This window comes from Aeromonas aquatilis, from assembly GCF_054052405.1.
The window spans coordinates 59,282-83,457 of record NZ_JBSTYP010000021.1; the positions used below are offsets into that span (position 1 = coordinate 59,282).

Annotated in this window: 24 protein-coding genes; 8 read left to right on the forward strand and 16 right to left on the reverse strand. The window is 58.8% G+C overall.

Annotated elements, in window-relative coordinates:
• Positions 1 to 149: 149 nt before the first annotated feature.
• The 3 genes from ACW5W8_RS10415 (at position 150) to yihG (ACW5W8_RS10425) (ending at position 3,662) form a co-directional block, all read left to right on the forward strand.
• Complete coding sequence (locus ACW5W8_RS10415) at positions 150 to 1,664, forward strand: YifB family Mg chelatase-like AAA ATPase (protein ID WP_498627735.1); 1,515 nt, start codon at positions 150 to 152, stop codon at positions 1,662 to 1,664.
• Between the two features lie 126 nt (positions 1,665 to 1,790).
• Positions 1,791 to 2,690 carry a 1-acylglycerol-3-phosphate O-acyltransferase, YihG family gene (gene yihG, locus ACW5W8_RS10420; RefSeq protein ID WP_498627737.1) on the forward strand — a complete coding sequence of 300 codons (900 nt, stop codon included), beginning with the start codon at positions 1,791 to 1,793 and terminating at the stop codon, positions 2,688 to 2,690.
• A gap of 6 nt (positions 2,691 to 2,696) precedes the next feature.
• Positions 2,697 to 3,662: a 1-acylglycerol-3-phosphate O-acyltransferase, YihG family gene (gene yihG, locus ACW5W8_RS10425; protein WP_498627738.1), complete on the forward strand. Its 966-nt coding sequence runs from the start codon at positions 2,697 to 2,699 to the stop codon at positions 3,660 to 3,662.
• Here the strand turns inward: yihG (ACW5W8_RS10425) and ACW5W8_RS10430 are convergent.
• Together ACW5W8_RS10430 and ACW5W8_RS10435 are read right to left on the reverse strand one after the other, a co-directional pair.
• Entirely contained in the window at positions 3,587 to 4,093 is a 507-nt protein-coding gene (locus ACW5W8_RS10430) for a 2-thiouracil desulfurase family protein (RefSeq protein ID WP_498627740.1), read from the reverse strand. The genes yihG (ACW5W8_RS10425) and ACW5W8_RS10430 overlap by 76 nt on opposite strands.
• A complete protein-coding gene (locus ACW5W8_RS10435) occupies positions 4,090 to 4,740 on the reverse strand; it encodes an NUDIX hydrolase (RefSeq protein ID WP_005339607.1) in 651 nt (216 codons plus the stop codon). The genes ACW5W8_RS10430 and ACW5W8_RS10435 overlap by 4 nt, the downstream gene beginning before the upstream one ends.
• A gap of 74 nt (positions 4,741 to 4,814) precedes the next feature.
• Between ACW5W8_RS10435 and ACW5W8_RS10440 the strand changes: the two genes are divergently transcribed.
• Both ACW5W8_RS10440 and pncB read left to right on the forward strand, forming a co-directional pair.
• Positions 4,815 to 5,450, forward strand: coding sequence for a nicotinamidase (locus ACW5W8_RS10440; RefSeq protein WP_498627742.1), 636 nt, complete (start codon positions 4,815 to 4,817; stop codon positions 5,448 to 5,450).
• 89 nt (positions 5,451 to 5,539) lie between these two features.
• Positions 5,540 to 6,718 carry a nicotinate phosphoribosyltransferase gene (pncB, locus tag ACW5W8_RS10445; protein WP_498627744.1) on the forward strand — a complete coding sequence of 393 codons (1,179 nt, stop codon included), beginning with the start codon at positions 5,540 to 5,542 and terminating at the stop codon, positions 6,716 to 6,718.
• A 72-nt stretch (positions 6,719 to 6,790) separates the two neighbouring features.
• Here pncB and ACW5W8_RS10450 read toward each other — a convergent pair whose 3' ends face one another.
• The 9 genes from ACW5W8_RS10450 to rph form a co-directional block, all read right to left on the reverse strand.
• Positions 6,791 to 7,399 carry a thiol:disulfide interchange protein DsbA/DsbL gene (locus ACW5W8_RS10450; RefSeq protein WP_005339604.1) on the reverse strand — a complete coding sequence of 203 codons (609 nt, stop codon included), beginning with the start codon at positions 7,397 to 7,399 and terminating at the stop codon, positions 6,791 to 6,793.
• A gap of 229 nt (positions 7,400 to 7,628) precedes the next feature.
• On the reverse strand, positions 7,629 to 8,618 hold the full coding sequence (locus ACW5W8_RS10455) for a serine/threonine protein kinase (protein ID WP_498627745.1): 990 nt from the start codon (positions 8,616 to 8,618) through the stop codon (positions 7,629 to 7,631).
• 103 nt (positions 8,619 to 8,721) lie between these two features.
• Positions 8,722 to 10,173 carry a cytochrome c oxidase accessory protein CcoG gene (gene ccoG, locus ACW5W8_RS10460; protein ID WP_498627747.1) on the reverse strand — a complete coding sequence of 484 codons (1,452 nt, stop codon included), beginning with the start codon at positions 10,171 to 10,173 and terminating at the stop codon, positions 8,722 to 8,724.
• A 191-nt stretch (positions 10,174 to 10,364) separates the two neighbouring features.
• Positions 10,365 to 10,628 (reverse strand): YihD family protein, encoded by a 264-nt coding sequence (locus ACW5W8_RS10465; protein WP_498627749.1) that lies wholly within the window; start codon positions 10,626 to 10,628, stop codon positions 10,365 to 10,367.
• A gap of 31 nt (positions 10,629 to 10,659) precedes the next feature.
• The gene (locus tag ACW5W8_RS10470) at positions 10,660 to 11,814 is read right to left on the reverse strand and encodes a GGDEF domain-containing protein (protein ID WP_498627751.1); all 1,155 of its coding nucleotides are present in this window, start codon (positions 11,812 to 11,814) and stop codon (positions 10,660 to 10,662) included.
• Between the two features lie 127 nt (positions 11,815 to 11,941).
• Complete coding sequence (cueR, locus tag ACW5W8_RS10475) at positions 11,942 to 12,331, reverse strand: Cu(I)-responsive transcriptional regulator (RefSeq protein WP_498627753.1); 390 nt, start codon at positions 12,329 to 12,331, stop codon at positions 11,942 to 11,944.
• A 10-nt stretch (positions 12,332 to 12,341) separates the two neighbouring features.
• The gene (locus ACW5W8_RS10480) at positions 12,342 to 14,774 is read right to left on the reverse strand and encodes a heavy metal translocating P-type ATPase (protein ID WP_498627754.1); all 2,433 of its coding nucleotides are present in this window, start codon (positions 14,772 to 14,774) and stop codon (positions 12,342 to 12,344) included.
• Between the two features lie 179 nt (positions 14,775 to 14,953).
• Positions 14,954 to 15,607, reverse strand: a complete 654-nt coding sequence (pyrE, locus tag ACW5W8_RS10485; protein ID WP_005356114.1) for an orotate phosphoribosyltransferase — start codon at positions 15,605 to 15,607, stop codon at positions 14,954 to 14,956.
• Positions 15,608 to 15,683: 76 nt separating this feature from the next.
• Positions 15,684 to 16,400, reverse strand: coding sequence for a ribonuclease PH (gene rph / locus ACW5W8_RS10490; RefSeq protein WP_498627756.1), 717 nt, complete (start codon positions 16,398 to 16,400; stop codon positions 15,684 to 15,686).
• Positions 16,401 to 16,547: 147 nt separating this feature from the next.
• Between rph and ACW5W8_RS10495 the strand changes: the two genes are divergently transcribed.
• Positions 16,548 to 17,411 (forward strand): YicC/YloC family endoribonuclease, encoded by an 864-nt coding sequence (locus tag ACW5W8_RS10495; RefSeq protein WP_498627758.1) that lies wholly within the window; start codon positions 16,548 to 16,550, stop codon positions 17,409 to 17,411.
• A gap of 91 nt (positions 17,412 to 17,502) precedes the next feature.
• On the opposite strand, the gene ACW5W8_RS10500 is transcribed toward ACW5W8_RS10495, so the two are convergent.
• From ACW5W8_RS10500 to ACW5W8_RS10510, 3 genes are read right to left on the reverse strand one after another with little or no spacing between them, the layout of a single operon-like run.
• Complete coding sequence (locus tag ACW5W8_RS10500; RefSeq protein ID WP_498627759.1) at positions 17,503 to 18,534, reverse strand: DUF2955 domain-containing protein; 1,032 nt, start codon at positions 18,532 to 18,534, stop codon at positions 17,503 to 17,505.
• Positions 18,524 to 19,648 carry an HlyD family secretion protein gene (locus ACW5W8_RS10505; protein WP_498627760.1) on the reverse strand — a complete coding sequence of 375 codons (1,125 nt, stop codon included), beginning with the start codon at positions 19,646 to 19,648 and terminating at the stop codon, positions 18,524 to 18,526. The genes ACW5W8_RS10500 and ACW5W8_RS10505 overlap by 11 nt, the downstream gene beginning before the upstream one ends.
• Positions 19,649 to 19,687: 39 nt before the next feature.
• The gene (locus ACW5W8_RS10510; protein WP_498627762.1) at positions 19,688 to 20,182 is read right to left on the reverse strand and encodes a hypothetical protein; all 495 of its coding nucleotides are present in this window, start codon (positions 20,180 to 20,182) and stop codon (positions 19,688 to 19,690) included.
• A 319-nt stretch (positions 20,183 to 20,501) separates the two neighbouring features.
• Between ACW5W8_RS10510 and ACW5W8_RS10515 the strand changes: the two genes are divergently transcribed.
• Complete coding sequence (locus tag ACW5W8_RS10515; protein WP_498627764.1) at positions 20,502 to 20,756, forward strand: helix-turn-helix domain-containing protein; 255 nt, start codon at positions 20,502 to 20,504, stop codon at positions 20,754 to 20,756.
• Positions 20,756 to 22,066, forward strand: a complete 1,311-nt coding sequence (locus ACW5W8_RS10520; RefSeq protein ID WP_498627766.1) for a type II toxin-antitoxin system HipA family toxin — start codon at positions 20,756 to 20,758, stop codon at positions 22,064 to 22,066. Before ACW5W8_RS10515 ends, ACW5W8_RS10520 begins: the two co-directional genes overlap by 1 nt.
• Positions 22,067 to 22,582: 516 nt before the next feature.
• Here the strand turns inward: ACW5W8_RS10520 and ACW5W8_RS10525 are convergent.
• Both ACW5W8_RS10525 and ACW5W8_RS10530 read right to left on the reverse strand, forming a co-directional pair.
• A complete protein-coding gene (locus ACW5W8_RS10525; RefSeq protein ID WP_498627767.1) occupies positions 22,583 to 23,701 on the reverse strand; it encodes a hypothetical protein in 1,119 nt (372 codons plus the stop codon).
• Between the two features lie 10 nt (positions 23,702 to 23,711).
• Positions 23,712 to 24,176: hypothetical protein (locus tag ACW5W8_RS10530; RefSeq protein WP_498627769.1), on the reverse strand; the 465-nt coding region annotated here is incomplete at its 5' end.

Genomic DNA, 24,176 nt, shown 5'->3' on the forward strand with positions numbered 1-24,176 from the left:
CTATTAGAACTAGCACGGTGATTTTTATTGGGCAAGCCTTTTTTCTGTGACAACCCACTGATTTTGGCTATTCCTCAGCCGGAACTCTGGAATAAAAAACCAACAACAAGCAGTTAGTCAGAACATATATCAACTCAAGGACGGGATTTATGTCATTAGCTGTGGTTTATAGCCGTGCCAGCCTCGGGATCGCGGCTCCGCAAGTTACAGTGGAAGTTCACCTCTCCAACGGCCTGCCCGCCTTCAACATGGTCGGCCTGCCGGAAACCTCGGTGAAGGAGTCGCGGGATCGGGTTCGCAGCGCCCTGCTCAACGGCAACTTCGAGTTCCCGAGCAAACACATCACAGTCAATCTGGCCCCCGCCGATCTACCCAAGGAGGGGGGCCGTTTCGATCTGGCCATCGCCATCGCCATCCTCGCCGCTTCAAAACAAATCCCTGCAAAATACCTGCTCGATCACGAATTTTTAGGCGAGTTGGCTCTGACCGGCGAAATTCGCCCCGTACTCGGCGTGCTGCCCGCCGTGCTCGCCTGCCGGGATGCGGGGCGCACCCTGCTGGTGCCGCGAGAGAACGGCCCCGAAGCCTCCCTCATTCAGGATGCCGAGGTGCGCACCGCTCACCAATTGCTGGCCGTCACCGCCTGGCTGGCCGGCCAGTACGAGCTGCCACTGCCGGATCAACAAAGCGCGGAGAGCCTGCCCGATGTACCGGATCTGCAGGATGTGATCGGCCAGTCACAGGCCAAGCGGGCGCTGGAAATCGCTGCCGCCGGCAGCCACAACCTGCTGTTCATCGGCCCGCCCGGCACCGGCAAGAGCATGTTGGCCAGCCGATTGCCCGGCATTCTGCCACCACTGAGCGAACAGGAGGCGCAGCAGACCGCCGCCATCCACTCCATCGGCGGCCTCACCCCACGTGTCGGTCACTGGCACCACAGACCCTATCGCACCCCCCACCACAGCGCTTCATCAGTCGCTCTGGTGGGCGGTGGCAGCCATCCGCGGCCCGGCGAAATTTCTCTGGCCCACAACGGAGTGCTTTTTCTCGACGAGCTACCCGAATTCGAGCGCAAGGTGCTCGACTCCCTGCGCGAGCCGCTGGAGACGGGCCACATCTCCATCAGCCGGGCCGCTCGGCAGGTGGATTTTCCCGCTCGCTTCCAGCTGGTGGGCGCCATGAATCCCAGCCCCTGTGGCCACTATGGCGATGGCCAGACCCGCTCCAGCCCGGATCAGATCTTGCGCTACCTCGGCAAACTCTCCGGCCCCTTTCTCGACCGCTTCGACCTGACAGTGGAGGTGCCACTGCTGCCCAAGGGGAGCCTGACCGGCAAGGCGGAGCGAGGGGAGTCTAGCCAGCAGATCCGCGATCGGGTACTGGCGGCACGGGAGCGCATGCTGAGTCGCAACGGCAAGCTCAACAACCTGCTGGATAGCCGCGAAATTGAGGATATTTGCCGACTATCAACGCAAGATGCCGAATTCTTGGAGAATGCCATCCAGAAGCTGGGGCTCAGTATCAGGGCCTGGCACCGCATTTTACGGGTGTCGCGCACCATCGCCGATCTGACCGGGCAACCCGCCATCGGCAAGGAGCATCTTATCGAGGCGCTCGGCTATCGCGCCATGGATAGACTGCTGTCGCGGCTGCGCAGCAGCTGACTGACGGGCAAGGGTGAGTCCAACCCCGTAACGGCTCTGAATGGTCTCGCGGGCAATCGGCTGATATTATGGCCACAGATCTGACCACTTGATGGCCCTTTATCGACAGCAAGACGGACCCGACTCATGCCCAACAAGCTGATAGAGCGACTGCGCGGCAGCCTCTCCACCCTGCTCTATTTTTTCAACACCCTCTTCTGGTTTGTCCCCATCTTCTCGCTGGGTCTGCTCAAACTTCTGCTCCCACTCAAGGGGTGGCGCACTCTCTGCAACTGGCTGCTGGATGGCTGTGCCAGCTGCTGGATCGGTTTCAACAATCTGATCCAGAAAACCATCATCAAAACCCCTTTCGAGGTGGTCGGAGTGGACAAAGGGCGCCGGAATGAGTGGTATATGGTGATTGCCAACCATCAATCCTGGGTCGACATACTGGTACTGCAGCGTGTTTTTAACCAAAAAATCCCCTTCCTGAAGTTTTTCCTCAAGAAAGAGCTGATTTGGGTACCTTTTCTCGGTCTGGCATGGTGGGCGCTCGACTTCCCCTTCATGCGGCGGTATTCCAGGAAATTTCTGGAAAAGCATCCCCATCTGAAGGGAAAAGACATAGAAACAACCCGTAAAGCCTGTGCCCGGTTCCGCCACATTCCAGTGAGTGTGATGAACTTCGTCGAAGGCACCCGCTTCACCAAGGGCAAACATCAGAAGCAGGGTTCGCCCTATCGTCACCTGCTCCATCCGCGCGCAGGCGGCATCGCCTTTACTCTGGCCGCCATGGGTGACCAGTTGCATCAACTGGTGGATGTCACCATCGCCTACCCGGACGGCATTCCCAGTTACTGGGATTTCATGTGTGGCAGGGTCGGGCAAATCAAGGTTCAGATCCGCTATTTGCCGATCGACCGCAAACTGGTGGGGGATTACTTCAATGACCCCGAGTTCCAACAAGAGTTTCAACAGTGGTTGAACGGGATCTGGCACGAAAAGGACCAGACCCTGAGCCAACTGCTGGCAACCAAGGCGCAGTAAACATTCATGCTATCCCTGCTTCCCGGCCCGCTGGTGCTGATCATCAGCGCAGGCCTGACTATCCTTTTCACCGCCTTGTGCGCCAGCCTGATCCTGCTGGTGTCGCTGGCCAAACTGCTGCTGCCAATCCCGGCCTTTGGCCGCGCCTGCAGCCGCCTCAATAACCGCTTCATGCGCCTGTGGCTGGCCTGCAATGCGCTGGTGATCCGCCTCACCACCCGCATCGACTGGCGGGTGGAGGACAATACCAAGCTGCGCAAAGATGGCTGGTATCTCATCATCAGCAACCATATGAGCTGGACCGATATCGTGGTGCTCGGCCACCTGTTCCGCGACCGGCTGCCGGTGCCCAAGTTCTTTATGAAGCACGAACTGATCTATATCCCGCTGCTGGGGCTCGCCTGCTGGGGGCTCGACATGCCCTTTATGCGCCGCTATTCGCGAGAATTTCTGTTAAGAAATCCGCACCTGCGCGGCAAGGATATCGAGACCACCCGCAACGCCTGTGAGAAGTTTCGCCACATCCCCACTACCGTCATCAACTTCGTGGAAGGGACCCGCTTCACCGAGCAGAAACGGGATGCTACCCGCTCCCGCTATCGTCACCTGATGCCGCCCAAAGCGGCAGGACTGGCCTTTACGCTGGCAGCCATGGGCGAGCAGTTCGACAGCCTGATCAACGTCACCATCCGCTATCCGGACAATGCCGAGACCCCGTTCAAGGACTTCCTGATGGGGCGGGTAAAACGCATTCAGGTGCGGATCGAGGAGCTGCCGGTGGATGAGCAACTGATAGGGGATTACTTCAACGACAAGCAGTTCAAGCGCGGTTTTCAGGAGTGGCTAAACCAGCGCTGGCAGGAGAAAGACGAGGTGCTGGAGGGGTGGCAGAGCGGTCAGTCACCGCTGCCGGTTGCCGCCAAATCCGGGGATGAATCCAAAGAGAGCGCAGAAGCCAACTCGGCCAACTGATTTTCGGAAAAGACAGCAATCCCGTGGCGGCGCAGCAGGGCAGTGGTCTTGCCCTCGCCCGCCACAGAAACACCTTCGAAGCGGCCGTTATAGATACGGCCGCTGCCACATGAGGGGCTCCCCTCTTTCAGCAGGGCGAAGCGAATGCCCTGCGTCTGACAGATTTCCAGCGCCAGCTCGGCGCCACGGTCGAACTCGGCAGTCACATCCAGCCCGCTCGCCGTCACTACCCGCTCGCCCTGCCGCTCGGCAGGAGGGCGCGGGGTCGGCAGACCGCCCGCCACTTCGGGGCAAAACGCCAGCGCCCGCCCCTCGGCACCCAGCTCACTCAGCCAGTCGCTGACGATCCCCTTGCTTTGACCATCGTAACGCACCGGCTGACCCAGCAAGCAGGCACTCACCAGCACCTTGTGCACGCCGGTCTCACTCATGCTTCCGCTCCATGCATCACCTGATCGAACATCACGCAGCAGGGACTCTCCAGCCGGTAGAGGATGGCAGGACGCTGTTTGCCGGTGCGTTTGCGGCCGGTATCCACCAGAATGTCGGCGCGATGGATCCGCTTGCGAAAGGCGGCCGTATTCATGGGTGTTTGCAGGATGATTTCGAAGGCGCGCTGCACCTCGGAGAGGGTGAACTCGGGCCCCAGCAGTTGCAGCGGCAGGGTGCTGTAGCGGCTCTTGATCCGCAGCCGCTCCAGCCCCTTGGCGATGAGCTGGACATGGTCGAAGGCGAGGCTCAGCCCCGGCAGGTTGGCGAGCGGATGCCAGCAACCGTGGATCGCCTCCACTTCCGGATCGACCAGACAGAGATAGACCAGGGTCGTGGACCAGCCGCGGGGATCCCGCTCCAGGTTGCCGAGGGTGCAGACCTGCTCGCTGTAGCAGTGACCGAGCCCCCACTCCGCCAGCAGGCGGCGCTGGGCGGCATCCAGATCCCGATCCCGGGTCTCGTCGATGCGCAGCGCAGGCAGTTGCCAGCAGTGGGCAAAGGGGGGGCGATCGCGGGTCTCGAGGAGCAGCTCGAGCCGCTCCTCATGCAACCGCAGCACCACCATATCCAGACTCATTCTCAGCATGCCGATCGCCCTGCTCGCCTTCCATTAATGTTTGGTAGATAATATCACACGAATAGTATGTGCAGGAGCCAATCATGGGAACCGTCGCCAGCCTGGATATTGATGCGCAGAAGGGCTTTACCCCCCTCTGCCCGAACGAACTGCCCGTCGCGGGCGGTGATGATATTGTGGCTGCGCTAAACGCTCAGGCCACCCTCGCCACGCTGCGGATCGGCAGCAAAGACTCTCACCCTGCCAATGCCGACTGGGCCGTCTCTGACCCTGCCGGTATGCTGTTGCCGCTGGATCTGCCCAACGCCGACCTCACCTGGCCGGTGCACTGCGTACCGGGCAGCAAAGGCTTCGAGCTGCTCGACGGCCTGCCCACTCCCATCGACTATGACTTCTTCGTCTGGAAGGGGGTCGAGCCTGACCTGCATCCCTATGGCACCTGTTTCCACGATCTGGCCGAACGGCGCAGCACCGGACTCATCGAATTTCTACAAGCCCGCAAGGTCGATACCGTACTGGTCGGCGGCCTCGCCACCGACTACTGTGTCAAAACCAGCGTGCTGCAACTTCGCCGCGCCGGTTTCCGGGTGATCGTCCATCTCGATGCCTGTCGTGGCATCGCCCCCGCGACGATTGCCAGCGCCCACACCCAGATGATCGAGGCTGGCGCCGAACTGGCCCAGACCCTGACCGATGTTCAACGCCTGCTGGACGCCTGATATGCCCCCCATCCTTACCAGCCAGCTCGACACCAGCGCCTGCAATTTACCTATGCAACTGGCGTTTGCCCGCCTGCGGGGAGCCTGATATGCCACCGATTCTTACCAGCCTGCTCGACACCGATGCCTACAAACTGCATATGCAGCAGGCGGTGTTCCATCGCTATCCGGATGCCGAGGTGGTAGCCGAGTTTCACAGCCGCAATGAAGAGGATCTGCTGCCCATGATGGGGCAGATCGAGGAGCAACTGCGCCTCGCCGGTTCCCTGCGACTGACCAGGCCAGAGCTCGATTTTCTGGCCGAGCGCCCCTTCTTCACCCCTGACTACCTCGACCACCTGCGCCGCAAGCCGCTCGATGCCTCCCTGCTCAAGGTGTTCGAGCAGGATGGCCGCATCAATGTGCGGGTCGAGGGGCACTGGCAGGATGTGATCCTGTGGGAGATCCCGGTGCTCGCCATCATCAGCGAGATGCGCAACCGCTTCCGCTATCCCCAGTTCGGCGTCAGCCATGCGCTGGAGCGGCTCGATCAGAAGATCGACAAGCTGGAGAAGGAGCTGAGCAGCGACGAGATGAGCGAGTTCAACCTCATCGACTTCGGCACCCGCCGCCGCTTCTCTCACGCGGTACAGGATGCGGTAGTGGGTCGCCTCAAGGAGCGGCTGCCGGCGTTTCGCGGCACCAGCAACTACATGCTGGCCCAGAAGTACAAGCTGCCCGCGGTCGGCACCCAGGCCCATGAGTGGTTCCAGGCGCACCAGCAGCTCGGCTTCCCGCTGGAGCACAGCCAGCGCGCTGCCCTCACCAGCTGGCTGGACGAGTTCACCGACCATCTCGGTATCGCCCTGACCGACTGCATCACCATGGATGCCTTCCTGCGGGACTTCGACTTCGAGCTGGCCAGCAGCTATCAGGGCTTGCGTCACGACTCCGGCGATCCAGTGGTGTGGGGCGAGAAAGCGCTCAGCCACTATCAGCGGCTCGGCATCGACCCAACCGACAAGACCCTGGTCTTCTCCGACGGGCTCAACCTCGACAAGGCGGTGCAGCTGTTCCGCCACTTCCGCGGCCGCATCAACACCAGCTTCGGCATCGGCACCAAGCTCACCTGCGATCTGCCCGGTGTCAGCCCGATGAACATTGTCTTCAAGCTGATCGAGTGCAATGGCGGCCCGGTTGCCAAGATCTCCGACAGCCCGGGCAAGACCCTCTGTCGGGATGCGGAGTTTATCCGCAACCTCAAACAGGCGTTCCACGTCGGGGTCTGATCTTTCCGAACACCAGAAAACAAAAAGCCCGCCGGTTCACACCGGCGGGCTTTTTTATCGACTCAAGAGTGGTCAGTCTTTCTTGGCCAGCAGGAACTGCACCAGCTTGTTGAACTGCTCTTGAGAGGTGATGGATTCAATCTTCACCATGTACTTGCCGTTCACCAGGAAGGCCGGTACACCGCGAATGTTGTAGCTCTCGGTGTTGCGATCGAACTGGGAGACCATGCCGGAGACGGCGAAGCTGTCGACGGCACCGTCGAACTCTTCAGCCGGTACGCCGTTATCCACGAAGATCTTCTTCACATCGTCACGGCTCATAGGCGGCTGACGCTGGGTGTGGATCTTGGTGAAGATGGCCGGAGTCAGCTTGGCTTCGGCGTTGAGCAGGCTGGCAACGGCATAGGCACGCTGCATCTCGGGGCCCATCTCGCGGCCGAGGAAGGCAACCGGGTTCTTCTTGAGGGGCACACCCTCTGGCAACCCGGCCTTCAACTGTTCAACGATTGGTTCGAAGGTAGCGCAGTGCGGGCAGTAGTAGGAGAAGAACTCCATCACTTCCGGCTGGGCACTGCCAGTCTGTTTGACCACATCGTAGTTGACGCCTTCCTTGAACTCGGGGGCGGCGTGAACCATGGGGATCATCAGCATGGCAGCAAGGAAAAATAGAACTTTTTTCATGATGTTTCCTGTTAAGGGATCACTGTGAGGCACGCCCGGCGAACCGAAGCAGTGCCAAGCCTATTGTTTCGCCATGCTGACGTCAATGGTCAGGGCCGGAGATCGAGTCCCGCTTGACGCGCAAGATCCCTTCCATTTCACCAGTTTGGCATCAGGGTCAACGGCGGCGCCTTGAGTGCTTCCAGCTGATCGTGCCAAAGGTGGGGCTATCTGCTGGCCGTCGGATAAGTTACCACCCAGGCATCAGGCTCAGCGGCGGTGCCTTCAATGCGTCTAGCTGATCATGCAGGGTCGCAATCTGCTGGCGCCAATAGTGATCGGTATTGAACCAGGGGAAGTGACGGGGGAAGGCGGGATCTTCCCAGCGCCGCGCCAGCCACGCCATGTAGTGAACGATGCGCATCGCCCGCAGCGGCTCGATCAGCGCCAGCTCCCGCGAGTCGAACTCCATAAACTCCTCGTAGCCCGCCAGCAGGGTATCGAGCTGGATCTGCTGCTCGTGGCGCTCGCCGCTCAGCATCATCCAGAGATCCTGAATCGCGGGGCCGGTGCGGCAGTCATCGAGGTCGACAAACATGGGGCCATCGCGCCACAGGATGTTGCCCGGGTGGCAGTCGCCATGCAGGGAGATCTGCGCCACATCCAGGGTCATAGCATCGCTGACATGTTTAATCAGCTCGTCCAGCACCCCGAAGAATTGCTTCGCCAGCCCGCTTGGCAGCCATTCGCCAGACGCCAGCAGCTGACGCGGTTCGTGCAGCATGCTCTCCACATCGAGCCGTACCCGATGATGAAACGGCTTGCTGGCGCCGATCTGATGAATGCGGCCGAGGAAACGCCCCACCCACTCCAGCTGATCGAGGTTATCCACCTCGAACTGGCGGCCACCGACGCTCTGCCAGATGGCAAAGGGGTAGCCCTCGTGCTCCAGCAGGGTCTCGCCCGCGAAGGCGAGCGGCGCGGCGACCGGGATCTCAGCCTCTGCAAGGCGGGTGGCAAACTCGTGCTCCTCGAGGATCTGGGCCCGGCTCCAGCGGCCGGGACGGTAGAACTTCACCACATAGCGGCGACGATCCTCATCCTGAAACTGATAGACCCGGTTTTCGTAACTGTTGAGTTCGATAAGGCCGGAGTCGAGCCGCAGGCCGCTGAGATCGAGCGCATCCATGATGAGGTCGGGATTGAGGTCGGAATAGTTGAAACGCATGTCATCCACCATAAGAAAGGGGCGCCGTTGCGCCCCATTCTATCACTACTGCCCGGTATTGCCGTGCTCGCTGGTGACCGGACTGTTGCCACGCCCGGCCCGCAATCACGCGCAGTTACAACCGGCTGATAAACTTGCTGCCCTGGCGCAGGTTGCCCTTGCTGTCATCGGGCGCCGCCCCTTCCCGTTTCAGCACGAACTGGATATCCAGCGCCGGCCGCTTCAGGTTGTAGGGATCGACCGCCAGACTGACCGGCAGGGTGTAGATCTCGCCCGCCTTCAGGGTCACTTCACGAGGGCCGAACCACTGATACTCGGGCAAGCCCTCCACATCCAGCTGGTAGGTCTGGGACTGCAGGGTCTTGTTGAGGATCTTGAGGGTGTAGGTGTTCTCAATCAGCCCCTCGCTATTTTCGCGGAACAACTGGTTGCGATCCCGCAGGATATCGAGCCCCATCGGCATGATGGACATGGCGTTGTAGACAAAGACCCCCAGCATCACCGCCATCACCAGCCCGTAACCAATCAGCTTGGGCCGCGCCACATGAGTGGAGTCGTTGGCCAGCTTGTGCTCGGTGGTGTAGCTGATGAGCCCTTTCGGGTAGCCCATCCGCTCCATGGTCTGGTCGCAGGCATCAACGCAGGCACCGCAGTTGATGCACTCATACTGCAGGCCGTCACGGATATCGATACCGGTCGGGCAGACCTGCACGCAGAGATCACAGTCGATACAGTCACCCAGCCCCATCGCCTTGGGATCCGCCTTGCGGGAGCGGGCGCCACGGGTCTCGCCCCGCTTGGTGTCATAGCCGACGATGAAGGTGTCCTTGTCGAACATGGCGGACTGGAAGCGGGCATAGGGGCACATGTGGATACACATGATGGCACGCATCCAGCCAGCGTTGCCGTAGGTAATGATGGTGAAGAAGATCACCCAGAACAGCACCCATCCGCTGGCCTGCAGAGTGAAGAGGTCCGGCACCAGTTCAGTCACATCCTGGAAGTAGGCGACGAAGGTCAGGCCGGTCACCAGCGAGATCGCCAGCCAGGCCAGATGCTTGGCCCCTTTGCGAGCCAGCTTCTCGCCGCTCCAGGGCGCCTCGTCCAGCTTGCGCCGCTTGTTGGCGGGCCCCTCCAGCTTCTCTTCAAACCAGATAAACATGAAGGTCCAGACCGTCTGCGGGCAGAGATAGCCACACCAGACCCGGCCAAGGAAGGTAGTAAGGAAAAAGAGACCGAAGGCGGCGATCATGAAGAGCCAGGCGAGCAGGGTCAGATCCTGCGGCCAGATAGTGGCGCCAAAGATATGGAACTGCTGGTGACCGAGGTCGAACAGCACCGCCTGTCGCCCGTCGTAACGCAGCCAGGGCAGCAGCACGAACAGCGCCACAAAGAACCAGCCCATGGCCTTGCGCATCCGCTGCCAATACCCTTTCTGGGCCCGCACATAGATGCGGTTGCCAGGGTTGAATCTGTCGTCGCTGGCTTTGAACGTATTGGGGTTGAAGGTCCCGGTTACGCCCTTGTCGGTGACGTCCTTGATATCGATTTTATCGTAGTCGGCCATTGCAAGACATCGCTCCCTTAATTGTTATGGCGCGGATTATATCTTAAACGACCTGATAACAGCGTGGATTAGATGTATCTAATGTTGGCGTTGGATCGCAAATTTCATTAACAAAAAAGGCGTTTCGCCTGTTGACGAAACGCCTTTTTTAGATTCCATTGAAGCCTTGCTGATGCGGCCGGCTAAATGGCTTATTTGATACCGCGCGCCTTGAGCAGCGCCTCTTTGAAATCGGGTACATGATCCTTGGCCAGCCCCGGAATCATCGCCTGCTTGTCGGACTCTCGCATCTTGAGGTGATAGATCAGCACGTCGTCGGTCAGCTCGGACAGGGGGCCTTCAAATCCCGCTTCGTTGGCCAGTTTGGCAACAAACTGCACCAGGTTGAGATCCTGATCCTTGATCCAGGCAGGCTGCAACAGCTCCAGCAGCTCTTCGATACGATGACATTGCATAGACAACCTCTTTATTCTGTCATGTGTTAACTCAGGCAACCTTACCCATCAAGGCTACTTCAACTCGATCCCGCCCATTATGCTTGGCCTGATAGAGGGCCGCATCCGCTTTTTGGATCAAATCGGCGATTCTCATGCTGTTATCCGGTATCAGGGTCGCAACACCAAAGCTACATGTGACCCGACCGGAGACCAATGATTTCTGATGGGGAATGGCCAGCTCCTTGAGGGCCTGTCGCACATTGTCGGCCACCTGCAGCGCCCCCTGCATGCCGGTACAGGGCAACAGCAAGGCGAACTCCTCGCCGCCGTAACGGGCCGCCAGATCGTCCTCGCGCCGCTCCACCTCGGCCAGCAAGCCCGCCACCTGTTGCAGGCAGTCATCCCCCAGCTGATGGCCGTAGAGATCGTTGAACTGCTTGAAGTAATCCACATCCACCAGTACCAGCGACAACGGCGCCCGGGCGCGATGACAGCGCCGCCAAGCCCGCTCCAGAGAGTCGTCGAGATGGGCGCGGTTGGCGATGCCGGTCAGGCCGTCGAGGCGGGATGTGAGACGCAAATGCTCAGAGACCGCCTTCAGTTCGGCCACCAGTTCGGCGTTGGAGAAACGGTGGTGGAGCGAGGCGATCTGATCTCGCCGCATCCGGCGCAACAGGGTCGGCAGAAAGACAAACAGATAGCCCGCCAGCATGCAGGAGACGATCCGCTCCTGCTCGTTACCGTTGCCCAGCTCGAACAGCATCGCCATGCCCAGCGGCAGGGCGGAACCATAGAGCGTGCGGCGGCTGCCAAACAGCATGATGGCGCTGCCGGTCAGAATGAGGCTGGAGAGCATCATCATGGCTGCCCGGTAGGTATCGGGCAGCTTGTCCATGTAGAGCAGCACCCCGAGGGCCCAGATGATGGAGGTGATGGTGGCTCCGATAAAGAGCTCCCGCTCCAGCACCGGCAGCGGTGTCTGTTGCAGGCAAGATCGCCGCCAGCGCAGGTGCCAACCCCGGCCCAGCAGCCACAGGAAGGTGCCTGCCATCCAACCAAGCGCTTCTGTGGCGGGCAAATAGTCGTGAAACAGCAGACTCCAGCCAAATGCCAACACGCCCAAACAGGGAAGGCTGAACGATGCGTGGGTATAGAGCTGGACCATAATGGCCTGCTTAACCTGGCGTGTCACACTCTGGGTCAACTGAGTACTCCTGTACAAGAGCCGAGCAGTCTACCACTACCCCCTGACTGGCAACAATAAAGCGCCTCTTATTAAGAGGTCAGTCAATCAGCGTCCTTTTTTCCTGCACTGGCAGGTGAGTTCTTGCTCACCCCTTCTCCAGTTCGTCGAGGATCGGGCACTCGGGATTATCATCCCCGTGGCAGCAGCAGACCAGCCCTTCCAGCGAGCTGAGCATGGCCTGCAGTCCTTTGATCCGAACGCGCAGATCGACGATCTTCTCCTGCGCCAGCTTCTTCACCTGGGCGCTGGTTCTGTGCTCGTCCCGATAGAGCGCCAGCAGCTCCTGACACTCCTCCAGATTGAAGCCGGTCTCCCGCGCCCGCTTGACGAAGCGCAGCTCGCGCAGAGCCGATTCGGTGTAGCTGCGGTAACCGTTGTCGCTGCGCACCGGCGCCGAAATGAGGCCGATGCTCTCGTAGTAGCGGATGGTCTTGGCGGTCAGTCCCGTCGCCTTGGCTACCTTGCTGATGTTCATGGATGACTCCTTAACGGTTCGATTCAGTGCTGACATTGTGGCTGACCTGGGCAAGTGCCCGCGGCTGCCAGCGTTTCAGTAACAGGGAATTGCTCAAAACTGTGATGCTACTCAGGGCCATGGCCGCCCCCGCCAGCTCGGGGCTCAGGTAGCCCAGCGCCGCCAGCGGAATGCCGATGATGTTGAACACGAAGGCCCAGAACAGATTCTGCTGGATGGTGCGCCAGGTCGCCGCCGAGATATCGATGGCATCGGCCACCAACCGCGGGTCGGATCGCATCAGGGTGATGGAAGCGGTCTCCATCGCCACGTCGGAGCCGGAGCCCATGGCGATCCCCACATCCGCCGCCGCCAGCGCCGGGGCGTCGTTCACCCCGTCCCCCACCATGGCCACCAGCCCGCGGGTTTGCGCCCGCAGCGCCGCGACCTTCTCCACCTTGCCAACTGGCAGCACGGAGTCGAAGGCCCCGTCCAGCCCCAACTTGGCTGCGATATGGGCCACCGGCGCCGGTGCATCGCCGCTCACCAGCCAGCTGGCGATGCCGCGCTGACGCAGGGTGGTGATGGCTTCAGGACTCTCGGGGCGCAGGGTATCAGCCAGCGCCGCGATGCCGGCGACCGTGCCATCAATGGCAACCCAAACCCGGGTCGCGCCGTCGGCGGCTTGTTCATCCTGTTTCGGCTGATCAATGCCGAGCTGGGTCAGCAGGGCGCCATTGCCGATGGCGACTGTGTGACCCGCTACCTGACCGACAATACCGGCACCGACCCGCACCTCCACTGCCTCCGGCTGGGGCAACGCCACTTCTGTGCCGACGGCCTCGCGCATGGCCAGCGCCAGCGGGTGTTCACTCGCCTGCTGCAAGGCGGCGGCGAGGCGCAGTTGCTCGTCGTTGCCGCTCCAGCTCGCCAGCACAGGCTTTCCTTGGGTCAAAGTGCCTGTCTTGTCGAAGATAAGCGCCTTGATGGCGTGGGCCTTCTGCAGGGTATCCACATCCTTAATCAGAATGCCGTGGCGCGCCGCCACCCCGGTACCGGTGACGATGGCCGCTGGTGTGGCCAGCCCCAGCGCACAGGGGCAGGCGATCACCAGCACCGCCACTGCTGCCAGCAGCGCCTGAGCAAAGTCGTTGCTGATGGCGTACCACACCAGCAGGGCGAACAGGGCGATGGCCATCACCACAGGTACGAACACGGCAGAGACCTTGTCCACCAGCTGTTGCAGCGGGGCCTTGCCCATCTGGGCACTCTCCACCAGTGCGATGATCTTGCTGAGGCTGGAATCCTCCCCCACGGTAGTGGCTTCAATTTCCAGCACGCCAGAGCGGTTGATGGCGCCACCCAGCACCTTGTCGCCAACACTGCGCGGCACTGGCAGGCTCTCGCCGGTGAGGATCGACTCGTCCAGCTCGCTGGCACCGCTCACGATTTTGCCATCCACCGGCACCCGCTCACCCACCAGCACACGCAGCCGATCGCCGCGCAACACCTCGTCGACGGCGACACTCTGCCAGCTCTCGCCACGCCAGACGGTGGCAGTTTCCGGCCGCAGCGCCATCAGTTCGCGAATGGCGGACTGGGTGCTGCGGCGGGCGCGCGCCTCCAGCAACTTGCCGAGGGAGATCAGGGTAATGATGATGGCGCTCGCCTCGAAGTAGAGCTTGCCGCTGGCGGCCATCCCCAGCGTCAACAGCAGATAGAGGCTGTAGAAGTAGGCGGCGCTGGTGCCGGTGGCCACCAGCACATCCATATTGGCCGCGCGGTTCTTGATGGCGAGCCAGGCACCGCGATAGAAACGGGCACCAATCCAGAACTGCACCGGGGTGGCGAGCAGCGGCTCCAGCCAGGCGGGCAGATGCCAGGGGAACAACCCGGCCATGGCCAGCATCCCCACCAGCAGCGGCAAGGTGAGCAAAGCCGAGACGATGACCCGGGTTTGCGCCTGACGGGCTGTGGCGGCCTCCTGCGCTTCCCGCTCCAGCAACTGCTGGCGGCGGCCGCTGACGGAACCTTGTGCCAGCTGGGCGCCGAAGCCGAGCGCTTCGATCTGTTCGCGCAAAGCGGCCGGGGTCTGCATCCCGGGTACCAGCACAATCCGGGCCTGTTCGATGGAGAAATTGACCTCGGCGGAGATAACGCCGGGCAGCGCCGCCAGCATCTTGTTCAGGCGGGCCGAGCAACCGGCGCAACTCATGCCGGTGATCTGAAACTGAATGGTCTCGCTGCCGTAGTCGTAACCCTGACTCTTGATACTGTCGAGCACCACAGGCAGGCGATCGGGACTGGTCAGCTCGATGGCGGCCTGCTCCAGCGCGAAGTTGACGGTGGCCGATACCCCGTCGAGTTTGTTGAGACTGGCCGCGATGCGGCTGGCACAGTTGGCGCAGCTCATGCCGCCAAGTGGCAACTGCAGATAAATGGGTGATTGAAGATGAGCGGTCATGTTGTTCCTCCCCGGAACCCGTCGGCACCACAAAACGCCGACTGGCAAACCCTAACCTTTACTGTAAGGGCAAGCTCAAGCCACATGATCCACTTTTTGCAGATGAAAAAAACGGCGCCCGCTTGCTGCCAGAGAGCAAACGGGCGCCGCATTCAGCTATTGCGCGGTGCGAGCGGAGCTCAGATACCGTACTGGGCGCGGTAAGCCTTCATGGCCGCCAGTTGCGCTGCCAGCTCCGGCTGTTCGGCCTGCTTCTCTTCCAGATAAGCGATGAGATCGCTCATCTGGATGATGGCGATGATGTGGGCGCCGTAGTCACGCTCCACCTCCTGAATGGCGGAGAGCTCGCCCTTGCCCTTCTCCTGACGGTCCAGCGCGATCAGCACGCCCGCCAGCGAGGCGCCGTTGGCCTGGATCAGATCCATGGATTCGCGGATGGCGGTGCCGGCGGTGATGACGTCGTCCACCAGCATGATGCGCCCCTTGAGCGGGCTGCCCACCAGATTGCCACCCTCGCCGTGATCCTTGGCCTCCTTGCGGTTGAAGCACCAGGGCACATCCACATCGTGTTGCTCCACCAGCTGTACCGCGGTCGCGGAGGCGATGGGGATCCCCTTGTAGGCCGGGCCAAACAGCACATCAAACTCGATACCGGCATCCATCAGGGCAGCGGCATAGAAGCGGCCGAGACGGGCCAGATCGCGGCCGCTGTTGAACAGACCGGCGTTGAAGAAGTAGGGGCTTTTACGACCGGATTTCAGGGTAAATTCACCGAATTTGAGGACCTGTTTCTCCAGGGCGAACTCGATAAATTGACGCTGGTAGGCTTTCATTCTGGCTCCTTGCTTGGCTTGTCGTTTACTTGCGTGGGGGTATAAAAAAACGCGGTCAATGCCGCGTTTTTTAAAATTATGAAAGTGACTGCTTCTGCAGCGCAACGATCTCGGCGATGCCGCCCTTGGCGAGCGCCAGCATCTCCAGCAGCTCCTCATGGGTGAAGGGTTCGGCCTCCGCGGTGCCCTGCACCTCGATGATGCGACCATCTTCGGTCATCACCACGTTCATGTCGGTCTCGGCGGCGGAGTCTTCGATGTACTCCAGATCGCAGATGGCTTCGCCCTGATACATGCCGACGGAAACGGCGGCGATCATCTGCTTGAGCGGGCTCTGCTTGATCATGCCCTTCTCGACCATCCAGTTCAGGGCATCCACCAGCGCCACGCAGGCACCGGTAATGGCGGCGGTGCGGGTGCCGCCATCGGCCTGCAGCACATCACAGTCAACTGTGATGGAGTGCTCGCCCAGCGCGGTCAGGTCCACCGCCGCGCGCAGGGAGCGGGCGATCAGACGGGAGATCTCCAGGGTGCGGCCACTCTGCTTGCCGGAGGCCGCTTCGCGGTTCATCCGAGAGTGGGTGGAGCGCGGCAGCATGCCGTATTCAGCAGTGACCCAACCCTGATTCTTCCCTTTCAGGAAGCGCGGCACGCTGGTGTCAACGCTGGCGGTGCAGAGCACGCGAGTGTTACCGAACTCCACCAGCACTGAGCCTTCTGCATGTTTGGTGAAATTGCGGGTAATGGTAACCGGGCGAAGTTGCGCGGCACTGCGATCGCTGGGACGTGACATGGAACGGACCTCTGGGCTGGCTCAAATTGGCGAAGGAGTATAAGCGATTGCTACTCAAATATCAGCCGCTAAAACCACGGCATCGGCTGACGAGCAGGGCCGGGCTGAGTATACTGGCCGCACACTTCATCAAGCCCGGAACAATCAATGATTCACAGCATGACCGCCTACGCCCGCAAGGAATTCAAGGGCGACTGGGGCACAGCCGTTTGGGAAATTCGTTCGGTAAACCAGCGCTATCTGGAAACCTACATTCGCCTGCCGGAGCAACTGCGCAGCCTGGAACCGGTTCTGCGTGAGCGTTTCCGCGCCAAGCTGCAGCGCGGCAAGGTGGAGTGCAACCTGCGTTTCGAAGCCGCTCAGGCCGCTGCCAGCCAGTTGCACATTAATGAAGAGCTGGCCAAGCTCATCATCGACAGCGCCACGTGGGTAATGAAAGAGGCGGGCCAGGGCCAGCTCAACCCAGTCGACGTGCTGCGCTGGCCGGGTGTCATGGCTGCCGCCGAACAGGACATGGATGCGGTCGCCACCGAGCTGCTCGGCGGTTTTGACCAGACCATGGAAGATTTCCTCGCCTCCCGCGCCAGCGAGGGGGCCAACCTCAAAGCGCTGATCGAGCAGCGTCTGGCCGGTATTCAGGTAGAGGTGAAGAAGGTGCGCGAGCACCTGCCGCAGATCATCGAATGGCAGCGCCAGAAGCTCACCGACCGGCTGGCCGAAGCCAAGGTGGAGCTGGATCCGGCCCGTATCGAGCAGGAGATCGTGCTGCTGGCCCAGAAGATCGACGTGGCCGAAGAGCTGGATCGTCTGGAGATGCACATCAGCGAAACCAACAAGATCATGAAAAAGGGTGGCGCCTGTGGCCGTCGCCTCGACTTTATGATGCAGGAGTTCAACCGCGAGTCGAACACGCTTGGCTCCAAGTCGATCAACGCCGAAGTGACCCAGTCCGCCGTCGAGCTGAAAGTCCTCATCGAGCAGATGCGCGAGCAGATCCAGAACATCGAGTGATCGATTAACCCTCGCTTGCCAATAAAAAGAGCCCCTGATTTCTCAAGGGCTCTTTTTTTATGACTACGGCTGAAGCAGTAGAGGCAGCTTCTTAGTCGGGGTGGTGGTCGGCTCGCTGCACTGCAGCCTCGGCAGGCGACCTGGGCTGCATGATGATCAGTGCCATTACCCCCAGGATCACCGCCAGCATCACCGAGCCAAAGCGGATCATGCCATCGCTCAGCGCATCGATGCTGGTCGAGGTGATCGAGTAGAACACCAGCACGACATAGCTTGAATAGAGCAGCTGGATCGAGTTGTAGCTGGCCTTTTTCTCGACCGCATGGATCCCCATCAGCAGAGCGCACACCAGGGTGACCCCCAGCTGGCCAATCAGGTTGGTTTGAAACACGCACATGATCAGGGGCGGCACCGAGTAGAGCACGCTGGCATAGGTGGTCAGCAACCGCCTGATACCGTAGTCGTGCCCCAGCGCCGGATTGGGATCCTTGATAATCAGCGCGACCACGATGGCAATGATGGTGCTCTGCTCCAGATCGAGAGTGATGCCGACACAGAGAGTAGTCAGCACCAGCACCGCCTTGAACAGAGTGTGCCAATCCTGATGAGGCGTTTTGCCTGCACTGCTGGCTGCAGCAGCGGCATCCGTTAACGGCTCACCACCCGGGAAGATGAAATAGGCCAGATACGCGGTAAACCCTGCTACGAAGATGTTCTTCAACAGCGCCAGCGGTATCTGGTCGACCGAAATCCCCTTCTGTTTGACGAACACCGCAATCATGGCCGTCGCCACGATGAGCAGGATTGCTATCAGGTCCTGCGCGTTTTTTCGGGTGCGATCCATGCACCAGTAGAATACGCCCAGCAACGCGAGGTAATAGACATGGGGGTAATCGAGCAACAAGGTTGCCAACCATGCCTGTACCCAGGAGGTCAGATACAAGACCCCAGCCATCAGAAACACCATGATGAGCGGCGGCGGATTGTGAGTGGTGGTGAGAAATACCGCGCACATGGCTGGCGCCAGCAGCGGCAAATCCGTACCAAACACAAATTGCCAAAACAGCAGTAGCACCGGAAACAGCGCTACCCGCAGCAGGGCGTTGGCAGAACTATGAAACATAGCTTATGTAGCTCCATGCCCATATCCAGATGTCGGCCAGCCGCTCACCCAGATAGGACTCTCCCGGGTAGAAGGCGACGACAGCACGACCACCAAAGCGCGGGTTCACGCCGGGCGGAAGATCATCAAACTGGATATTGACCGGGAAACGCTGGGCACTCGGCTGGGAGGTAGGGGAGTCCAGCAACCCGGTGCCGGCATTGGCCTGCAAGCTGCCATTGCCACTGCTGCCAAAGCCGATGGAAGTGATCTTACCGGTGAAGACCTTACCCGGATAAGCATCAAATACCACCTTGACGGCGTCATCCCGCTTCAAATAGGCCAGTGAGTTCTCCCGCACCATGGCGGTCAGCCAGAGTTTATCGGTATTGATGAACGTCAGCAGCGGCTGGCCCGCGCTGGCATAGTTGCCTTTGGCCAGCGCCAGATTGGTGATGACGCCATTGGCAGGTGCCTTCAGCTCGGTATGTTCGAGATTGAGGCGGGCCTGGGCACGCTTGTTGAGCACGGCCTGAATCTCGGGGTTCTCTTCACCGCGCGGGCCAATCTCAAAACGGGCCTTTTCCAGCGCAGAGACCGTTTGCGCCAGATTGGCCTCGGCAGTTTGCAGCTGGGTCAGGCTGTCATCCATCGCTGCACGGCTGATGGTGCCCTTTTTCAGCAGGGCCCGGTAACGCTCCACCTGCAATCTGGCGTTATTGGCCGCAGCGCGGGCGGAAGCCTCATTGGCTTTCGCAACCTTGATGGAGGCAGAGTCGGCCTGATAGGACTGGGCAGCCTGTTGCAGCGCCAACTCGGTCGCCTTCTCCTCCAGCTCAAACGGCGCTTTCTCGATAGTGACCAGCAGCTGCCCTTTCGACACCTCATCGTTATTGGCAGCATGGATGCTGTCCACCGGGCCGGATACCTGCGGAGCAAGACGGATCACCTCGCCATTGACCCTTCCCATATCGGTCATGGGGGTCACCCGATCGGCCCACAGGCTATAAATCCAGAGAATAAAAACCGCCAGGAAAATACCATAAGTCAGCGAACGGGCCTGCTTGGTCTTGTCCTGTGCGGCAACCACGGTAGCGGCCGTTTTCTCGGTTGCCGCGCTCTTCGGATCACTCATGAGGGTTATTCCTTTTCTGAAATAAATGGGGAGACAGAATCAATCCAGAAGGCTGACTTTCTTGAAGATCAGATTCTGCTTGGTGCGATATTCAATAAACAGGGTGATAACAAACGCAAATCCACCGACCAGGATGGCGGCCCATAAGCTGGAGACGGCCATCTCACCCATGTATTTGGTCCAGATCACCGCCAGCGCCACAAACCAGCCGAACAGGGCGGCACACTGGGTAATCGCGATAGGCAACATGGTACGCAAGAAGGAGGGATTGAAGCTGCTTTGCAGCGCAGGACGAGCCTTGTGCAGATGGCTGACGAACAGCTTTGCGGTGATCAGCGACAGTATGATCCCCAGACCGAAGGTCAGGGATACCGCTTGTCCCCACACCGATGTCTGCTCGTGGGCAATGGCATTGACCGACAAGGGAACAGCATCGACCCCCTTGAAATGCCAGTGTGCAATCAAGCCGTTGATCACACCGTTAATCAAGCCTGCGACAAGAGAGTCCTGAAGCCGGATATCTGGTTTTGACATTAATTAACTTCCTCATTACTGAATACAAAAATGGCTACAAATGCGAAGAGCCGGCTAGAGCTATCATCTCCCAGCCGCTCAAACTGACTGTTGATAATACTCGTTTCTTTCGGATCCTGTTATGTCAGTACACAGCCTACATTAACTCGGATGGCTCAAGTTTCTCCCCTGCTAACCTCCTGCTTACCCGCTATATAGGATAAATCTTAAATACTGCCTATAGCGTGTAAACAACATTTACCCGCCACAACAGGTAAAACTTGATGTACCTGCCATAGCGTGTAAATTGGAAGAATGCACGCTACCAGGTTGTCGAATCATGAAAGTAACCAGCACCAAGCAGCTGAGCGCCTGTATCAAGGATGCCAGGCTTTCTCAAAAGCTCTCTCAAGGCAAAGTGGCCGAGAAAGTGGGGATTAGGCAAGACACAGTCTCCAGCTTCGAGCTCAATCCTGAGTCCACCAAGCTCGAGACCCTGTTCAAGATCCTCGCAGCACTCGAATTGTCACTGGACATCAAACCCCGCAATGAGTCATCCGATAGTCCGGCATCGGGCTGGAAGGAGGAGTGGTAATGGCCAATCTGGCTGTCTACATGAACGGCTATCGGGTAGGCACATTCACCAAAACTACCAGCGGCGCTCATCAGTTTCAGTACCATGAGTCATGGCTAGCACAACCGGGCAGCCGTCCGATCTCACTCTCCATGCCATTGCGCCATCAGGCCTACCGGGGCGATGAAGCCTATAACTTCTTCGACAACCTGCTGCCAGATAATACAGAGGTGAGGAACAGGGTTGTAGCACGCTATCAAGCGGCTTCAACCCAGCCTTTCGATCTGCTCAGTTGCATTGGCCAGGATAGCGTAGGGGCATTACAGCTGGTTACCGATGGGCACGACGTTCCAGATGTCAGGCGAATCGACTACAAGGCACTTTCCGATGATGAACTCGAGCAGATCCTGACCAGCTACAAATCAGGAATCCCTTTGGGGATGATCAGGGAGCAAGAGGAGTTCCGGATCTCTATCGCCGGGGCGCAAGAAAAGACTGCGCTGCTCTATCTCGATGGCCGTTGGTACTTGCCACTCAACGCAACGCCGACAACCCACATAATCAAACTCCCTATCGGCAAGATTGAAAGCCACTCCTACTCGATAGACCTCTCCCAGAGCGTAGAAAACGAATATCTCTGCACTCTGATTGCCAAGGAGTTTGGTCTACCCGTACCTCACTGCTTCATGATGCAGGTTGGCCAGGTCAAAGCACTGGCTGTGGAACGCTTCGACAGACGTTACGCTGCCGATCGCAGTTGGATCATGCGCCTTCCCCAAGAAGATTTCTGTCAGGTATTGAATGTTCCGTCAGCACGGAAATACGAGAGCCATGGAGGACCAGGGATCACTGACATCATGAAAACCTTGCTGGGCTCTGCGACACCAGAACAGGATCGCTACCTGTTCATGAAATCTCAGGTCCTGTTCTGGCTGCTAGCGGCCACCGATGGCCATGCAAAGAACTTCTCGGTCTTTATTGAACCGGAAGGGCGTTTTCGCCTGACCCCTTTTTACGACATCTTATCTGTCTATCCAGTGTTTGGCGGCCGAGGTCTACACCCACGCGATGCAAATATGGCCATGGGCCTGACTGCGACTAAGGGCAAGAAATATGCGATAGAGCAGATATATCCTCGCCATTTCTATCAGACTGCCAAAGCGGTTGGATTTGAAAAGGGGCAAATGGAAATGATCCTAAACGAAATGGCAAGTAGTCTGGATGAAGTGATCTCGGCCGTCCGTCAGCAGTTACCAGATACATTTCCCGTCCAGATTGCGGACTCGATTCTGGATGGACTCAGCACCAGAGCGCAGCGTTTAACTCTGTAGTCAACCAAGTGAAATGAAGCCTGGCCCGAGACAAAACATAAGCACCAACGATTGCCACCTCACATCCGGGCCCAGTTTCCCACTTTTCCCACCTCCACTTAGCCAGCGTGGGGATGGTTCAGCATAAACAGGGGGCTATCACCATTGCTTGGGTAGTACTTTGGGTAGTTTTTTCTTAAAAAAGAATAAAAATTAAATCATGCATATGATTTTTATAACTATTTACAGTCCAGCATGTAATCAGATCCAGAACATCGAATAGTTTTTTTGCTTGCCCCGGCAGCTCTTGAAGGCCCGGTATTACCTTGTGAATCGCAGGGTAGATACCGGGCTTTTTCCATCTTCCCGGTCACATAGAGGGGCGGATGTCGGTGACAACCGACATGCTGCGCCGGCTTGTTTGGTTCGAGGATGATGGCCCCCCGTTCGCAGCAAAGGGGCGTGTTGAGGCGCACACCATGGCGGCGGGGAACATAACTCAACAACGCAGGTTCATGTTGGGTAACCGGATACCCCCTACAGGAGATCTTCCAGCCGGGTTAACAGTGCTTTACGGCTATTGTTCACCACCACAAATCGCTTAAAGCGCTGGGCAAACGCGGGGCTATCGCCTTTGAGCTGATAGGCTTCCCACAACTGATGCACATAGCGTGATGCTGCATCGTAGCCACTGGCGCAACTGCGATCCGCCTGTTCTTGTGCCTGCTGCCAGGCGTGTTCGCGCTGCTGGTAGATAGCCGTCAATGCTTTCTCTTTTTCCGCTTTTTCAAGCGCCATTTTCTTTGCGCGCGCCTCGGCTTGCGCTTGCTGCAACTGGCGTTGCGCTTGTTCAATGTAAGGCGTAATCAGGTTGGGAGTTAACCAATAGTGATAGGCCGGGTCATGGTTGGCCGCGTCTTTGTGCGTCATCGCCAAGGCTTGATGACGGGTTAACTGGCCTTGTTCAAACAGCGTGCGTAATAGCGTCTGTTTCTCCGCGTCAGTGAGCTGATGGAACCAGCCATCAAACTGCAACTCGGCCTGTCTGGCAGGGTGACTGGGGTGTGCCTTCAGCACCAGCGCCAGTGCGTTAACCCAGGCCAGGGGAATATCATAAAGGGTGGCAAAAGCCTGCACCTCTTCACTGAGGTGCTCAAAATCGAAATGAATTAAAGGTACCCGGTCAATATCTTCATTAAACTCGCACTCTTTCAGCCACATCAAATAGACAAGACGCCAATCACCCTGAATCAAGGCAGTGCGCATAGCGGCTAAATGTTGGAAAAAGTCGTCCGCCTGTTCATCGTCAAAATATTCGCCGTACTCTTCGATGGAAAAAGTCAGCAATTGCCACTCATCGCTTTCCTCTACCTGAAGGCCATAGAGCGAAACGCCAAGTAACGCATCGGGGATCGTCCCGGCAGGCAGCTTGAGATAAGCATCAATGGAGCCCCAATCGGCATAGTAAAAACCGATATCGAAATAGTTCAACATCAGCTCGGCAGGGTCAGCCTTCAGGTCACTGTAGGTGTAATAGACCTGAAAAGTGGTCGTGCTAATCTCGGCGCGACTCGAGATGGCGCGGAGTGCCTGGCGGGCGTGAGGGGGCAGCGGCCCGTCCACACGCTCAAATTTGTAGTATTGATATTCGCTCACGATGACCTTGTTATCGGTTAAGAGTGAATTGAAAGGTGTGGTCGAATAAAGGTTGGATCGCAACCTTTCGGGCGACCGGCCCCGCGTTGCTAAAACGCCTCGGCTCAATCGTCACAAATCCCCAGTATTGTAAAAACCGCTCAATAAACCGTGACTCGATGATCATGGATAAGGTTTGTTCCGGCGAAAAGTAATGGTTGGTCGGGATGGCCGATAGCACATCGGGGAACGCCGTCAACACCTCTTGCTCCAACTCGGCGACACTGTGGTGTTGTTGCAGGCGCCACAGCATAAACACCCAAAACGTACGCACATCGACCTCGGGGGAATAGCGGTCAAGATAGGCCCAGTTATATTGGCTGACAGCAGCCGCCAGCATAGGTTTAAAAAAGGCTATGTCCCAATTACGTGTTGAAAGGCTAAGCTTGAAGTAGGCCATCACCTTGAGGTCTACCATCATGGATACCCCAGCCTT

What these genes read in the sequence shown, in the direction of transcription:
- ACW5W8_RS10480 (WP_498627754.1), bottom strand. Translation starts at nt 14,774, where the DNA reads ATGACCGCTCATCTTCAATCACCCATTTATCTGCAGTTGCCACTTGGC.
- ACW5W8_RS10500 (WP_498627759.1), bottom strand. Translation starts at nt 18,534, where the DNA reads ATGTTTCATAGTTCTGCCAACGCCCTGCTGCGGGTAGCGCTGTTTCCG.
- ACW5W8_RS10450 (WP_005339604.1), bottom strand. Translation starts at nt 7,399, where the DNA reads ATGAAAAAAGTTCTATTTTTCCTTGCTGCCATGCTGATGATCCCCATG.
- ACW5W8_RS10510 (WP_498627762.1), bottom strand. Translation starts at nt 20,182, where the DNA reads ATGTCAAAACCAGATATCCGGCTTCAGGACTCTCTTGTCGCAGGCTTG.
- ACW5W8_RS10465 (WP_498627749.1), bottom strand. Translation starts at nt 10,628, where the DNA reads ATGCAATGTCATCGTATCGAAGAGCTGCTGGAGCTGTTGCAGCCTGCC.
- ACW5W8_RS10515 (WP_498627764.1), top strand. Translation starts at nt 20,502, where the DNA reads ATGAAAGTAACCAGCACCAAGCAGCTGAGCGCCTGTATCAAGGATGCC.
- pyrE (WP_005356114.1), bottom strand. Translation starts at nt 15,607, where the DNA reads ATGAAAGCCTACCAGCGTCAATTTATCGAGTTCGCCCTGGAGAAACAG.
- ACW5W8_RS10435 (WP_005339607.1), bottom strand. Translation starts at nt 4,740, where the DNA reads ATGCTGAGAATGAGTCTGGATATGGTGGTGCTGCGGTTGCATGAGGAG.
- yihG (WP_498627738.1), top strand. Translation starts at nt 2,697, where the DNA reads ATGCTATCCCTGCTTCCCGGCCCGCTGGTGCTGATCATCAGCGCAGGC.
- ACW5W8_RS10505 (WP_498627760.1), bottom strand. Translation starts at nt 19,648, where the DNA reads ATGAGTGATCCGAAGAGCGCGGCAACCGAGAAAACGGCCGCTACCGTG.
- ACW5W8_RS10495 (WP_498627758.1), top strand. Translation starts at nt 16,548, where the DNA reads ATGATTCACAGCATGACCGCCTACGCCCGCAAGGAATTCAAGGGCGAC.
- ACW5W8_RS10440 (WP_498627742.1), top strand. Translation starts at nt 4,815, where the DNA reads ATGGGAACCGTCGCCAGCCTGGATATTGATGCGCAGAAGGGCTTTACC.
- pncB (WP_498627744.1), top strand. Translation starts at nt 5,540, where the DNA reads ATGCCACCGATTCTTACCAGCCTGCTCGACACCGATGCCTACAAACTG.
- ACW5W8_RS10430 (WP_498627740.1), bottom strand. Translation starts at nt 4,093, where the DNA reads ATGAGTGAGACCGGCGTGCACAAGGTGCTGGTGAGTGCCTGCTTGCTG.
- yihG (WP_498627737.1), top strand. Translation starts at nt 1,791, where the DNA reads ATGCCCAACAAGCTGATAGAGCGACTGCGCGGCAGCCTCTCCACCCTG.
- ACW5W8_RS10455 (WP_498627745.1), bottom strand. Translation starts at nt 8,618, where the DNA reads ATGGTGGATGACATGCGTTTCAACTATTCCGACCTCAATCCCGACCTC.
- ACW5W8_RS10520 (WP_498627766.1), top strand. Translation starts at nt 20,756, where the DNA reads ATGGCCAATCTGGCTGTCTACATGAACGGCTATCGGGTAGGCACATTC.
- ACW5W8_RS10415 (WP_498627735.1), top strand. Translation starts at nt 150, where the DNA reads ATGTCATTAGCTGTGGTTTATAGCCGTGCCAGCCTCGGGATCGCGGCT.
- ccoG (WP_498627747.1), bottom strand. Translation starts at nt 10,173, where the DNA reads ATGGCCGACTACGATAAAATCGATATCAAGGACGTCACCGACAAGGGC.
- cueR (WP_498627753.1), bottom strand. Translation starts at nt 12,331, where the DNA reads ATGAACATCAGCAAGGTAGCCAAGGCGACGGGACTGACCGCCAAGACC.
- rph (WP_498627756.1), bottom strand. Translation starts at nt 16,400, where the DNA reads ATGTCACGTCCCAGCGATCGCAGTGCCGCGCAACTTCGCCCGGTTACC.